Source organism: Gordonia sp. LMA167, assembly GCF_058130025.1.
In genome coordinates this window covers 1,414,953-1,427,687 of sequence record NZ_CM176708.1, presented here as the reverse complement: position 1 = coordinate 1,427,687, position 12,735 = coordinate 1,414,953, and the positions used below count along the sequence as shown (strand labels likewise).

Sequence of the window (12,735 nt, the reverse complement as noted above, 5' to 3'; positions counted from 1 at the left end):
CGACATTACGCCCGCCTCACGACACCCGGAACCGACCTGCGAACCCGCGCAGCGGCAGGTCGGCGCTGGTGAGAATCCCCGGCCGCGCCGCCACCACGGATCGGATCGCGTTCAGTGCGGGCATACCGGTGACCGTCATGCCGATCGAGGCGAACGAGTCGGGGTCGGACAGGTCGACCCCGGCCTTGGGGAAGATCATGTGCTTGCTGTAGATGGACGGGTCACCCGTGATGTGAGTGATGTAGCAGCCCTTGATGTCCCACGACGGGTCGGTGTACGGGGTCATCTGCCATTCCAGATGCGACTCGACGCGGGCCACACCGTCGACCATGCCCTGATATTTGATGTAGCTGCCGCCGAGCGATCCCTGCGGCAGGTGGTACCAGCCCAGGTCGATGTCCTTGGTGCACGCACCGAGCTCGTAGCTGAAGGCCACCTCGTCGAGCGCGAGGTCGAAACAGTCGGCCATCAGATAGACGGAGTCGGCGAACACCTCGGTGTACTTGCGCAGTGATTCCGGGATCGTCGGGTCGTCGACGGGCCGTCCGTATCCGACGGCCTGCCAGGTCTCGGCCGAGTGGTGGCACGACACGTCGACGGATTCGGTGACGGTGACGTTCTCGATGTCGGCGACGTCCATGGACTGCACCACCCCGATGACCTGGCACGCGCCGGGATTCATCCCGGTCCCGTAGAAGGTGGACCCGCCTGTGCGGCAGGCCTCTTCGAGGATCTCGGTGGTCTTGCGGCCACTGGGGTGCGGATGATTGGTGTTGCGGTGGAAGCCGGTGATCCAGTCGGCGGTGGTGACGATGTCGATGCCCGCCTCGAGGATCTGCACATACAGGTCCTCGTCGGGGAACACGCCGTGGAAGGTGAGCACGTCGGGACGGGCCGCGATGATCTCGTCCACAGTGCCGGTCGCGATCACACCGATCGGGTCGCCGCCGATGATCTCGCCGGCGTCACGGCCGATCTTGTCCGGCGAATAGCAATGCAGGCCAACCAGTTCCAAATCCGGATGGTTCCGGATACGCCCGATCATCTCGGAGCCGACGTTGCCGGTCGCCACCTGGAAGACGCGGATCGGTTGTGCGGACGTCGTCATGACAGAACCTTTCGCTCAGCGGCGCCGACATCACCCGTCGCGCCGTCCGGGTAGAACTGTGTCGCCCACTTCCGTAGAGCGGTGAACCCCTCATACTCCTTGCGGGACAGGGCCGGCGGATCGGAGTAGCGTTGATGCGCCCAGATGGTGATGTCGGCCTCGAACTGTTCGATGACGAAGTCGGCCATCGCTTTTCCGTAGTCGGTCATGCCGTCGAAGTCATCCCCGGGCTTGCGGCCGATCCACACGGTGAACCGCACGTCGGAGGTGTGGTCGTCGACCGGGGTGACCGCGGGCATCGTGCGGTTGTCGACCATACCCCAGCTCTTGGTGACGGAACATCCGAGACCCGCATTGATGGATTCGACACCGCTCGTGGCGTTCTCGAGCGTCGCACCCTCCTCGAAGGCGATGGTGAAGTCCACATGGGACACCGGACCGTCGAAGTCGTGACGGGTGAACTCCGGCATGAAGGGTGTCTTGTGCACGAACTTGAAATGCGCGAAGTCGACGCCGTTCTCCATGATGTACTGCGGGTGGATCTCCAGGCCCGGGCGGAACAGCGTGGCGGCCGGATACGGCGGGTAGTAGTCGTCGGCGGTCGTGTCGTCGCCGAAGTCGGTGAAGATGTCCGGGACGTCGAAGTACGGTGGCCGGTTCTCGACGTCGTACCAGATCCAGATCGCCTCGTTGCGTTCGACGACGGGATAGCTGCGGATGCGGCGTCCCTTGTTCGGGTGATTCTCGTACGGGATGCAGACATTGCGTCCCTCGACGTTCCATTCCCATCCATGGAACGGGCAGACCAGGTGCTCGCCCTGGACGTGACCGCCGTAGCCGAGATGCGCACCGAGGTGTTCGCAGTAGGCGTCGAACACCGAGACCTGTCCCGACGACGCCCTCCAGGCGACCATCTCGCGGCCGAAGTAGTGCATCGTGTGCACCGCCCGGACCGGCAGCTCCGCCGACCAGGCGACCTGGAACCAGCCGGTCGGCTCCATCGACAGCGGGGTTCTGGCCATGCACCAGAACCATAGTGGGTTCTACGAAAAAATGACAGTGGGTTCTGCGAAACTTCCCGGGGCGGGGATAGGATCGGTACCCATGACCGCCGACGCCCCCGTCACCGGCAGGCGCACCAATCGCCGGGGCACCGCGACCCGGGAGGCGATTCTCGACGCGGCACTGGTCGCGCTGGCGTCCGGCGAGCCCGGCTCGGTGTCCGCCAACCGCATCGCGAAGAAGATCGGCGCCACCTGGGGAACGGTGAAATACCAGTTCGGCGACGTCGACGGGCTGTGGTCCGCAGTGCTGCGCCGCACCGCCGAACGCCGCGGCGAGCTTCCCTTCCGGGAGAACAACAGCGCTGCGCTACCGGAACGGGTCGCCGACATCGTGGAGATGCTCTTCCTCGGACTGACCTCCGTGGATTCGCGCGCCATCGAGAATCTCCGGGCCGCCCTGCCGCGTGATCACGACGAACTCGAACGGTCCTACCCGCAGACCGCGGCGGAGTTCGCCTCCTGGAACGACACCTGGACCAGGGCGTGCCAGAAGGCCTTCGCCGACCTCGACGTCGATCCCGAACGGGTCCGCGAGGTCGCGGCCTTCATTCCGGGGGCGATGCGCGGGCTGGTCTCCGAGGCACAGCTCGGCAGCTACCAGGACGAGTACCTGGCTCGCCGCGGGTTCGCGAAAGCCATTGTCGCGTATCTGGAACAGTACGAGAGAAAATCACCTACCGTCGGTCGGTGATCGGACCACACGAAGTCGAACCAGGAGTCAACACGCATGTCTGAAGTGATCGTCGTCGCCACCATCTCGCCGAAAGCAGGCGAGGAAGCCGCCGTCAAGGAAGCCATCCTGACCGCCATCCCGAAGGTTCACGCCGAACCGGGTTGCATCGAGTACGCGCTGCACGAGGCCACGGGTGACTCGACCGATTTCGTGATGATCGAGAAGTGGGAATCGATGGATGCTCTGGCCACCCACGGCAGCGCCCCCGCCCTGGCCGAACTCGGCGCGGCGATCGGATCCCTGCTCGCGGGCCCGCTCGACGTCAAGACGTTCACCGCGGTCCCGGCCGGCGAGGCCGACAAGGGCGCCATCTAGGCCCCTCGCCCTCCAGACGGAACCCGCAGAGCTGTTGATTCTGCGGGTTCCGTCGTGCTAGACAAGTAGAACGAGCGTTAGATCGGCGCGCGTTTGCGCTTGTCATCCGCAGATTCCGATCAGCACATCACTTGGAGGAACCACATGCCCGAAGCCGTCATCGTCGACGTCGCCCGCCTCGCCGTCGGCAAGGGAAAGCCGGGTGGCGCCCTGTCGGAGACCCAGCCTGTCGAGCTGCTGGCGCACATCCTGAAAGCGCTGGTCGAGCGTAACGATCTCGATCCCGCCCTCGTCGACGACGTCATCGGCGGCTGCGTCGGACAGGCCGGCGAGCAGGCACTCAACATCTCCCGCACCGCGCTGCTGTCGGCCGGGTTCCCCGAGTCGGTCCCGGCCACCACCGTCGACCGCCAGTGCGGTTCCAGCCAGCAGGCGGCCCACTTCGCGGCGCAGGGCGTCATCGCCGGCGCCTACGACATCGTCATCGCCGCCGGTGTCGAGTCGATGAGCCGCGTGCCGATGGGCTTCACCACCGTCGGCCGCAGCCCCTACGGCCCGAGCATCGCCGCCCGCTACCCCGACGGCCTGGTGGGCCAGGGCATCTCCGCCGAGCTCATCGCGGCGAAGTGGAAGTTCGATCGCGACGCCCTCGACGCCTTCGCGGCGCAGTCTCATCAGCGCGCGGCACAGGCCGCCGCCGACGGCTTCTTCGAGAAGGAGATCGTCCCGATCGAGGTCGCCAACGCCGACGGCGAGCGGTTCACCCACACCGTCGACGAGACCGTGCGGGCCTCCACCACCGCCGAGGGACTCGGCGGCCTGAAGTCGTCCTTCTACTCCGAGGAGTACGCGCAGCGCTTCCCGGAAATCAACTGGCACATCACGCCCGGCAACTCCTCGCCCCTGACCGACGGCGCATCCGGCGCCCTGATCATGAGCGACACGATGGCCTCGAAGCTCGGCCTGACGCCCCGCGCCCGCTTCCATTCGTTCTCGGTGGCCGGCGACGACCCGGTGTTCATGCTCACCGCGCCGATCCCGGCAACCCGCAAGATCCTCGAGCGCTCCGGGCTGTCGATCGACGACATCGACACCTACGAGGTCAACGAGGCGTTCGCGCCCGTCCCGCTCGCCTGGGCGCACGAGTTCGGCGCCGACCCGGCCAAGCTGAACCCCCGCGGTGGTGCCATCTCGCTGGGCCACGCGCTCGGATCGTCGGGCACCCGGCTGCTCAGCACGATGGTCAATCACCTCGAGGCGACCGGCGGCCGCTACGGCCTGCAGACCATGTGTGAGGGTGCGGGCATGGCGAACGCCACCATCATCGAACGTGTCTGATACGACAACGGTGTTCCCGACCGGCGAATCCGAGCCGGTCGGGAATCCTCCGGGTGATTGGCGGCGGGTCGTCCCGCTCGAATTGCCCGTCACCCTCGCCGCCGCCAAGGACGCCTTTCACGATCGCGGCTTCCACGGCACCTCGATCCGCGACATCGCCTCCCGTGCAGGGGTTTCACTGCCGACGCTGTACTACCATCACGACAACAAACAGGGCATCCTCGTCGCACTGCTCGAAGCGGGTATGGGCGCCGTGCTGAACCGGGTCCGGTCGGCGATCGCCGACGGGAAAACCCCACGCGAGCAACTGTCATATTCGATCGAGACGATCGTCCTGCACATGACCGCCGATCTCGAGTTGGCCAGCGTCGGAAGAGAACTCCGCTATCTCGACACCGACAACCCGCATCGCCAGCACTACGTGGGCATGCGGACCGAGATGGAAGAGCTACTCGAGGACGTCCTGCGCCGCGGCATCACCTCCGGCGATTTCGAGATCCCCGGTGATCTGAAAGAGGTGTTGCGATACCTGCTCGGCGCCTGCCAGGAGGTCACGACCTGGTACCGCCCGGACGGCCCGAGGTCACCGGCGGAGGTCGCGGAATCGTATGCGGCAACCTCGCTTCGCGCGGTCGGCGGCACACCACTCACCGACGGCTGATCGATCACATCAACAACATCCTCACCACGAACAAGGAGTTGACGAACCACCATGAAACGCACCGTCTTCGAACCCGAGCACGAGCAGCTGCGCGCCACCGCCCGTGAGTTCCTGCAGCGCGAATGCGCACCCTACGTCGAGGAGTGGGAGCGCAACGGCGTGGTCGACCGCGAGGTCTACAAGAAGGCCGGCGACGTCGGCCTGCTGGGCTTCAACATGCCCGAGGAGTACGGCGGCGGTGGGACCGACGACTTCCGGTTCAACGCCGTCATCGTCGAGGAGTTCGCGCGTTTCGGTGGAGCGGCACCCGGGCTGTCCCTGCAGAACGACGTCGTCGGACCGTATTTCATGCATCTGGCCAACGACGAGCAGAAGAAGCGCTGGATGCCCGGGATCGCCACCGGCGAGACCATCCTCGCCGTCGCGATGACCGAACCCGGCGCCGGCAGCGACCTCGCGGGTATCAAGACGTCGGCCAAGCGCGACGGCGACCACTACATCGTCAACGGCAACAAGACCTTCATCTCCGCCGGCATCAACTCCGACCTGGTGGTCGTGGTGTGCCGCACCAACCCGGACCCCGCCGCCGGTCACAAGGCGTTCTCGCTGCTCGTCGTCGAGCGCGGCATGGAGGGTTTCGAGCGCGGACGCAAGCTGGACAAGATGGGCCTGGCCGCGGCAGACACCGCGGAACTGCACTTCAACGACGTGCGGGTGCCCGCCGAGAACCTCCTCGGCGAGGAGGGCAAGGGCTTCTACCACCTGATGCACAACCTGCCGTCGGAGCGACTGTCCATCGGCATCGGTGCCATCGCCGGCGCGCGTGCCGTCTTCGAGGAGACACTGCAGTACGTCAAGGACCGCAAGGCCTTCGGCAAGCCGATCGGCACCTTCCAGCACAACCGTTTCGTGATGGCCGAGATGTCCACCGAGCTCGACATCGCCGAGCAGTACATCGACCGCTGCCTGCGCGCCGTGGTCGACGGCGAGCTCACCGCCGTGGATGCCTCCAAGAACAAGTGGTGGTGTACCGAGCTGGCCAAGAAGGTCATCGACCAGTGTGTCCAGCTGCACGGCGGTTACGGCTACATGAACGAATACCGGGTCGCGCGCGCCTACAAGGACTCTCGCATCCAGACCATCTTCGGCGGCACCACCGAGATCATGAAGGATCTCATCGGCCGCGACATGGGTCTGTAGGACAGAAACCCTGACGACTGACCACAATCGGCCCCGTGACGCAGGCCCGAGGGAGCATTCCCTTGGACTGTGCTCACGGGGCCGATTGTGGTCATCGCCTTCATCACTCGCCCGTCGAATAGCCCAAACCGCCAGACCACGACATCCCACTCGCCGGTCGAATAGCCCAAACCGCCACACAACGACACATCCCACTCGCCGGTCAAATAGCCCAAACCGCCACACAACGACATCCCACTCGCCGGTCAAATAGCCCAAACCGCCAGACAACGACATCTCACTCGCTGGTCGAGTAGTCCGAGCCGCTAGGCGAGGACGTATCGAGACCCCGCAACCACCCGCTCAGTCGTCGTCCCAGACAAAAAGAACGATCAGCCCATCATGCTTTACTTGTGAAGGAGTCCTCCGTGACGACGAGCGGGCGGCATCTTCTCGCGCGCTATCCTGAAAGTCGTTGACATCGAAACTACATTTCGATCTCGAATCAGGAGCGTGCGATCGATGGCTACCGAAACCGAGCGGGCACAACAATTTACCGCCCAACGCGATCGACTGCGGGCCACCTACCTCCAGCCAGAGACGAGTCGCCCGACGTCTGCCGCTCGCGGGCTGCACCATACCGCGCTTCTCAGCAGCGATGTCGAACGAACCATACGCTTCTACCAGCAGCTGCTGGAGTTCCCGCTGACCGAACTGATCGAGAATCGGGACTACCCGGGGTCGTCACATTTCTTCTTCGACATCGGCAACCACAACTTGTTGGCGTTCTTCGACTTTCCCGGCCTTGACGTCGGCCCATATCAGGAGGTACTCGGCGGCCTACACCACGTCGCGATCAGCGTTGAACCCCAACGGTGGCAGCATCTGCGTGACAAGCTCGTCGCCGCCGGGATCGAGCTGATCGAACACAGCGAGGTCTCGCTGTATTTCCGCGACCCCGACGGCGCACGGCTCGAACTGATCGCCGATCCCCTCGGCGAGATGTACGGGAACAAGGTGTTGTGACACCGCCTGGCTCCACCGGACACTCCGATCACTCGGACCCCGCGGTGTGGGAGGCTGCCGTCGTCGGCGAGCTGCCGAAGACGGTTACCGGCAGGATCCTGCGCCGGGAACTGCGCGACGCCCGGTAGTCCGGGCACCGGTTGTGGTTTGTACCGATTTCCGGCGCAAACCACAACCGGACCGTCGTGCCATGTTCTACGGTCGGCCGAGGGGCGGCATCGGCGTCGCCCGGCGAGGAGTTCGACATGTCCGACACACCCGAGATCCACGGCCACACCGATCCCCGGTTCGCGCGGGTGCGCGACGAACTCGCCACCCAGTTGGGCTCCGGCGAAGAACTCGGCGCGGCGATCGCCCTCGACATCGACGGTGAGGTCGTCGTGGACATCTGGGGTGGACATCGAGACGCCGCCGCCACCGTGCCGTGGGAGCGCGACACCATCGTGAACGTGTGGTCCACGACCAAGGAGATCACGGCGCTGTCGGTGCTCATGCTGGTCGACCGCGGACTCGTCGACCTGCATGCCCCGGTCGCCACCTACTGGCCCGAGTTCGCCCAGAACGGCAAGGACGCGATCGAGGTGCGTCACATCATGGCCCACACCTCCGGCGTATCCGGCTGGGATCAGCCGTTCACCGTCCCCGACATGTACGACTGGGACAAGGCCGTCGAACACCTCGCCCGGCAGGCCCCGTGGTGGGAACCGGGCACCGCATCGGGCTATCACGCGCAGAACCAGGGCCACCTGCTGGGTGAGATCGTCCGACGGGTCACCGGCAAACACCTCAAGCAATTCGTCGCCGACGAGATCGCCGGTCCACTGGGGACCGACCTGCAGATCGGCGCCACCGAGGCCGACGACGACCGGATCGCCGAACTCATCCCGCCGCCACCGTTGCCGATCGACTTCGCGTCGCTACCCACCGATTCCCCGATGTTCAAGACCTTCACCGGCCCTGCCGCGAGGGCCGATGCGGCGAACACCATCGAGTGGCGGCGCGCCGACATGGGCGCCCTCAACGGGCACACCAACGCGCGCGCACTCGTACGCACCATGTCGGCCATCTCGCGGGGCGGAAGCGTCGACGGTGTGACGCTGTTGTCGGAGAAGACGATCGACCAGATCTTCGACGAACAGATGCACGGCGTCGACCTGGTCCTCGGCGTCCCGTTGCGGTGGGGCATCGGCTTCGGACTGCCGGAGCCCGAGACGGTGCCGTCGCTGCCCGACGAACGGATCTGCTTCTGGGGCGGCTGGGGCGGCTCGATGACGGTCATGTTCCCGCTGCAGAAGGTGACCTTCTCCTACGTGATGAACAAGATGGCGCCGGGGATCATCGGGTCCGATCGTTCCGATGCCTACCTGCGGGCGGTCCTGTCGTCACTCGCGGACTGACCACCCTCGGGTCCGGACGTCTCGACACGTCGGAACAACGGCTCCGCGATCACCGCGACGACAGCGAACACCGTCGCTGCGACCGGGCTCACCTGCCACAGCGCATACGCTGCGGCCAGGTAGATGATCGCTTTGGCGACGTAATACGGCACGGTGCTCAGCCGTCGCCGCGCCTTCGGCGCCATGAACACGCTCCAGAAGGCGATCACCAGAATCAGCAGCACCGCCGCGAGAACCCAGCCGGCCACGCTGTTGCCGAGCCAGATCAGGCCGAACGATGCGATCGCACCCCACGCCACCAGCTCGAGCGCAAAGACCACGAGTCCCACGATGTAGAACATATCGGTCTCCTCCACGGGCGTCCGTCATCGGTGAACATCGGCTACCCGTAGGATCGCACGTCGTGAACACGACGAGCACAGGTGCCGACGATGTTTGACGGCGTACGCACCCTGTACCGCATCACCCGGGGTGAACGGATGGTCGAGGATCAGCCGACCGGCCACGTGACTATCGCCGACGGCTCGCACCGTACCCTGCGGCGATACGGCACCGACGCCGACGTCACCACGGCCCGGTCGGCCGGACACACGCCGGTGCTGCTGGTGCCGCCGCTCGCGGTTCCGGCCCGCTGCTACGACCTGTCACCGGACATGTCGTTGGTGGCCTTCCTGCGGTCCACGGGGCGCATTCCGTATGTCGTCGACTTCGGCGAGATGGGTTACGCCGACCGTCATCTCGGCTTCGCGGACTTCTTCGACGACATCGTGCCCGAGGCGATCGGCCGCGTGATCACCGACTACTTCGCCGACGACACCACTGTGGCCGGTCAGGTCGACCTCGCCGCGTGGAGCCTGGGCGGGACGGTGGCGTTCCTGACCGTCGGCGCCCATCCCGAGTTGCCGGTCCGATCGATCACCGCCGTCGGCACACCGTTGAATTACTCTCTGGTGCAGCCATATCCGCTGGTGAAACGAATTGTCCGCCCGATCGGTCCGGCACCGGTCAGGTATACGTTGAAGGCGATGGGCGGTATCCCGGCGCCGCTGGTACGTGTCGCCTATCGAGCGACCGCGTGGGAACGCGAGATCAAGAAGCCCGGTTACATACTCCGCAACGCCGACAACACCGAGGCGCTTGCACGGATGCAGGTCATCGACTGGTTCCAGGACGCGCTGCCCGGCTACCCCGGCAAACTGTCCGAACAGATGTGGGAGAACCTGGTCTACCGGGATGAAATCGCCCACGGTGTACTCGATTTCGATGGCCGACAGGTGGATCTGACGTCGGTCGCGGTGCCGATCCAATTGTTCGGCAGTCACCGGGACGCGATCGTCAGCTGGGCCGCGGCACGTCACGGCGTGGAGATCTTCGCGGATTCGCCGGAAGTCCACTTCACCACCGTCGAGACCAGTCACCTCGGCCTGATCGCCGGCAGCGACGCGGCCGCGCACACCTGGCCGCGGATCGATGGGTTCCTGAGTGCGCTGGACGACCGGAGCCGACAGTAGCGTCTGTCACCTACTCGAAGAACCGATAGACGGCCTCGACCACCACCGCCGGCCGGTCGCTGTTCTCGAGTTCGATGACGCCGTCGACGGTGACCTGGACACCACCCTTTGGCAACTGTTCGACGGACTTCAGCGTCGCATTCAGACGTACCCGCCCACCGGCGGGCACAGGACTGGTGAAGCGCACCTTGTTCAGCCCGTAGTTGACCGCCATCGTGACGCTGTCGATGGTGAGCACCTCGCCCCACATCGGGATGATCAGCGACAGGGTCAGATACCCGTGGGCGATGGGTCCGCCGAACGGGCTCTCCGCGGCGGCCCGCTCCGGCTCGACATGGATCCATTGGTGGTCGCCGGTGGCGTCGGCGAAGGTGTTGATCCGTTCCTGCTCGACGGCGATCCATGAGCTGACGCCAATGGTCGTGCCGACGAGTCCGTCGAGATCGGCGAGCGTGGCGACATGCGTGGCGGTGGCTGTGGTCATGACAATCTCCTGAGTCGTTACGGTTTTCAGCTCTTGATTCCGAGCACGCGCTTGGCGTTCTCCTTGAAGATCAGTGGCACGACCTCGGGTTTGATGTCGAGCTTCTCGAAGTCGGAGCGCCAGCGGTCCACCTGGATCACCGGGAAGTCCGATCCGAACAGGACCTTGTGGCGCAACATCGAATTCGCGGCCTTCACCAACTGGGCCGGGAAGTATTTCGGCGACCATCCGGACAGATCGATGTAGACATTGGCCTTGTGGGTGGCGATGGAGATCTGCGCGTCCACCCACGGCACCGCGGGATGGGCCATGACGACGGTGAGGTCCGGGAAGTCGGCGGCGACGTCGTCGAGCAGCATCGGGTCCGAGTACCTCAGCTTGATGCCGTGCCCACCCGGGAGTCCGGCACCGATCCCGGTCTGTCCGGTGTGAAACAGTGCCGGCACGCCGCATTCGACGATGGCCTCGTACAGCGGGTAGAACTGCCGATCGTTGGGTTCGAACCCCTGCATACTCGGATGGAATTTGAAACCCTTGACCCCGAACTCGTCGACGAGCCGATGGACGCGTTTGACCGCCGCCTTGCCCTGCAGCGGGTCGACCGATCCGAACGGGATCAACACATCGTTGAATTCCGCTGCACGCTCGGCGATCTCCTCCACATTATTCGGCGCGTGGCCGGACGCCGATGCCGCGTCGACGGTGAACACCACCGCCGCCATGTTGCGGTCCCGGTAGTGCTGTGCGATCGATTCGATCGCCGGCGTGCGTTCCTCGCCGGACTTGAAGTATTTCTCCGACGCGGCCATCAGCTCGTCGTCCATGGAGCGGTGCCCGCAGCCGTCGATCTCCACGTGCGTGTGGATGTCGATCGCATCGATGGCGTCGAAATCTACGCCGTACTCATACCTGGTCATCGTGCCATCACCTCGGCGGGAAATTCTTCGCCCACGGATTCGAGCCGATCGGCGAACGTCGTGGGCCATTCGGCGGCGACATCATCGGCGCCGAAGCCCCCGTCGTGGAACGCAGTTGCGGTCAGCTGCGGATGCGACCACAGCGCAAGCCGGTCACCGCCGACCGAGATGGCCTGCCCGGTGACACCGGCAGCGTCATCGGAGGCCAGGAAGGCGACGACTCCGGCGGCATCTTCGGGTGTACCCATACCGACCTCTCGGCGGATGATGTCGGGGAGGGGTTCTCCGTTCTTCATGCCCTCGATGTGCGGGGCAAGGAACGGGATCGTCTCGGTCATCGCGGTGGCCGCGACCGGGCAGACCGCGTTCGCGGTGATGCCGGCCTTGGCCAGTTCCATCGCCCAGGTGCGGACCATACCGACGATGGCCGCCTTCGCCGCCGAGTAGTTGGTCTGGCCGAAGTTGCCGCGCTGACCCGCCGGCGAACCGATGCAGATGACGCGCCCGCCCTCGCCCTGTTCCCGGAACCGGTTCACCGCCTCACGCACACACGTGAACGTCCCGCGCAGATGGACGTCGATGACCGCATCGAAGTCCTCGTCGGACATCTTCCACAGCACCTTGTCACGCAGGATGCCGGCGTTGGTGACGAGCACGTCGAGACGGCCGAACTTCTCCACGGCGGCCGCGACCAGCGCGCGTGCCGTCTCGGCGCTGCCCACCGGCGCGACGACGCCGACCGCTCGACCTCCCGTAGCGGTGATCGCGGCAACGGCGGCGTCGGCTGCCTCCTGCCGGACGTCGTTGACCACCACCGCCGCTCCGCAGCGCGCGAGTTCACGTGCGTACGCCAGACCCAGCCCTTGGCCGCTGCCGGTGACGATGGCGACCTTGCCGCTCAGATCCATGTGTTCCTCCTGATGCCGGGTGTCGACCTCAAATTGAAGTACAACAACAATAATTGAGTTTGTCAATCATTGTGTCACTGGTACTCTTCGGCTG

General features: G+C 65.2%; 15 protein-coding genes. 9 read left to right on the top strand and 6 right to left on the bottom strand.

Features of this window, described 5'->3' with window-relative positions; translation table 11 throughout:
- Positions 1–16: 16 nt before the first annotated feature.
- Positions 17–1,108: an NAD(P)H-dependent amine dehydrogenase family protein gene (locus ACVT6V_RS06425; protein ID WP_489898968.1), complete on the bottom strand. Its 1,092-nt coding sequence runs from the start codon at positions 1,106–1,108 to the stop codon at positions 17–19.
- Entirely contained in the window at positions 1,105–2,130 is a 1,026-nt protein-coding gene (locus ACVT6V_RS06420; RefSeq protein WP_489898967.1) for a Rieske 2Fe-2S domain-containing protein, read from the bottom strand. The genes ACVT6V_RS06425 and ACVT6V_RS06420 overlap by 4 nt, the downstream gene beginning before the upstream one ends.
- 82 nt (positions 2,131–2,212) lie before the next feature.
- On the opposite strand from ACVT6V_RS06420, the gene ACVT6V_RS06415 reads away from it, so the two are divergent.
- From ACVT6V_RS06415 to ACVT6V_RS06380, 8 genes are all read left to right on the top strand, one after another.
- The gene (locus ACVT6V_RS06415) at positions 2,213–2,863 is read left to right on the top strand and encodes a TetR/AcrR family transcriptional regulator (protein ID WP_489898966.1); all 651 of its coding nucleotides are present in this window, start codon (positions 2,213–2,215) and stop codon (positions 2,861–2,863) included.
- Positions 2,864–2,899: 36 nt separating this feature from the next.
- On the top strand, positions 2,900–3,220 hold the full coding sequence (locus tag ACVT6V_RS06410) for a putative quinol monooxygenase (protein ID WP_489898965.1): 321 nt from the start codon (positions 2,900–2,902) through the stop codon (positions 3,218–3,220).
- A 144-nt stretch (positions 3,221–3,364) separates the two neighbouring features.
- Entirely contained in the window at positions 3,365–4,558 is a 1,194-nt protein-coding gene (locus tag ACVT6V_RS06405; RefSeq protein WP_489898964.1) for a thiolase family protein, read from the top strand.
- A gap of 10 nt (positions 4,559–4,568) precedes the next feature.
- Positions 4,569–5,219, top strand: coding sequence for a TetR/AcrR family transcriptional regulator (locus ACVT6V_RS06400; protein WP_489900725.1), 651 nt, complete (start codon positions 4,569–4,571; stop codon positions 5,217–5,219).
- A gap of 51 nt (positions 5,220–5,270) precedes the next feature.
- Positions 5,271–6,419: an acyl-CoA dehydrogenase family protein gene (locus ACVT6V_RS06395; protein ID WP_489898963.1), complete on the top strand. Its 1,149-nt coding sequence runs from the start codon at positions 5,271–5,273 to the stop codon at positions 6,417–6,419.
- A 501-nt stretch (positions 6,420–6,920) separates the two neighbouring features.
- Positions 6,921–7,424, top strand: coding sequence for a VOC family protein (locus ACVT6V_RS06390; RefSeq protein ID WP_489898962.1), 504 nt, complete (start codon positions 6,921–6,923; stop codon positions 7,422–7,424).
- Complete coding sequence (locus ACVT6V_RS06385; RefSeq protein WP_489898961.1) at positions 7,421–7,552, top strand: hypothetical protein; 132 nt, start codon at positions 7,421–7,423, stop codon at positions 7,550–7,552. The genes ACVT6V_RS06390 and ACVT6V_RS06385 overlap by 4 nt, the downstream gene beginning before the upstream one ends.
- 117 nt (positions 7,553–7,669) lie before the next feature.
- Positions 7,670–8,821 carry a serine hydrolase domain-containing protein gene (locus ACVT6V_RS06380; protein ID WP_489898960.1) on the top strand — a complete coding sequence of 384 codons (1,152 nt, stop codon included), beginning with the start codon at positions 7,670–7,672 and terminating at the stop codon, positions 8,819–8,821.
- Here the strand turns inward: ACVT6V_RS06380 and ACVT6V_RS06375 are convergent.
- Positions 8,785–9,162 carry a YrdB family protein gene (locus tag ACVT6V_RS06375; RefSeq protein WP_489898959.1) on the bottom strand — a complete coding sequence of 126 codons (378 nt, stop codon included), beginning with the start codon at positions 9,160–9,162 and terminating at the stop codon, positions 8,785–8,787. The two genes, ACVT6V_RS06380 and ACVT6V_RS06375, sit on opposite strands and share 37 nt — an antisense overlap.
- 90 nt (positions 9,163–9,252) lie before the next feature.
- Here ACVT6V_RS06375 and ACVT6V_RS06370 point away from each other — a divergent pair, with 90 nt between their 5' ends.
- Entirely contained in the window at positions 9,253–10,332 is a 1,080-nt protein-coding gene (locus ACVT6V_RS06370) for an alpha/beta hydrolase (RefSeq protein WP_489898958.1), read from the top strand.
- A gap of 10 nt (positions 10,333–10,342) precedes the next feature.
- Here the strand turns inward: ACVT6V_RS06370 and couM are convergent, their stop codons facing one another.
- Genes couM through couN form a run of 3 tightly spaced genes read right to left on the bottom strand, consistent with a single transcriptional unit; the run spans position 10,343 to position 12,641 of the window.
- Positions 10,343–10,816, bottom strand: coding sequence for a p-hydroxycinnamoyl-CoA hydratase (couM, locus tag ACVT6V_RS06365; protein WP_489898957.1), 474 nt, complete (start codon positions 10,814–10,816; stop codon positions 10,343–10,345).
- A gap of 26 nt (positions 10,817–10,842) precedes the next feature.
- Positions 10,843–11,733: a 4-hydroxyphenyl-beta-ketoacyl-CoA hydrolase gene (couO, locus tag ACVT6V_RS06360; protein WP_489898956.1), complete on the bottom strand. Its 891-nt coding sequence runs from the start codon at positions 11,731–11,733 to the stop codon at positions 10,843–10,845.
- On the bottom strand, positions 11,730–12,641 hold the full coding sequence (gene couN / locus ACVT6V_RS06355; RefSeq protein WP_489898955.1) for a 4-hydroxyphenyl-beta-hydroxyacyl-CoA dehydrogenase: 912 nt from the start codon (positions 12,639–12,641) through the stop codon (positions 11,730–11,732). Before couN ends, couO begins: the two co-directional genes overlap by 4 nt.
- Positions 12,642–12,735 lie beyond the last annotated feature (94 nt).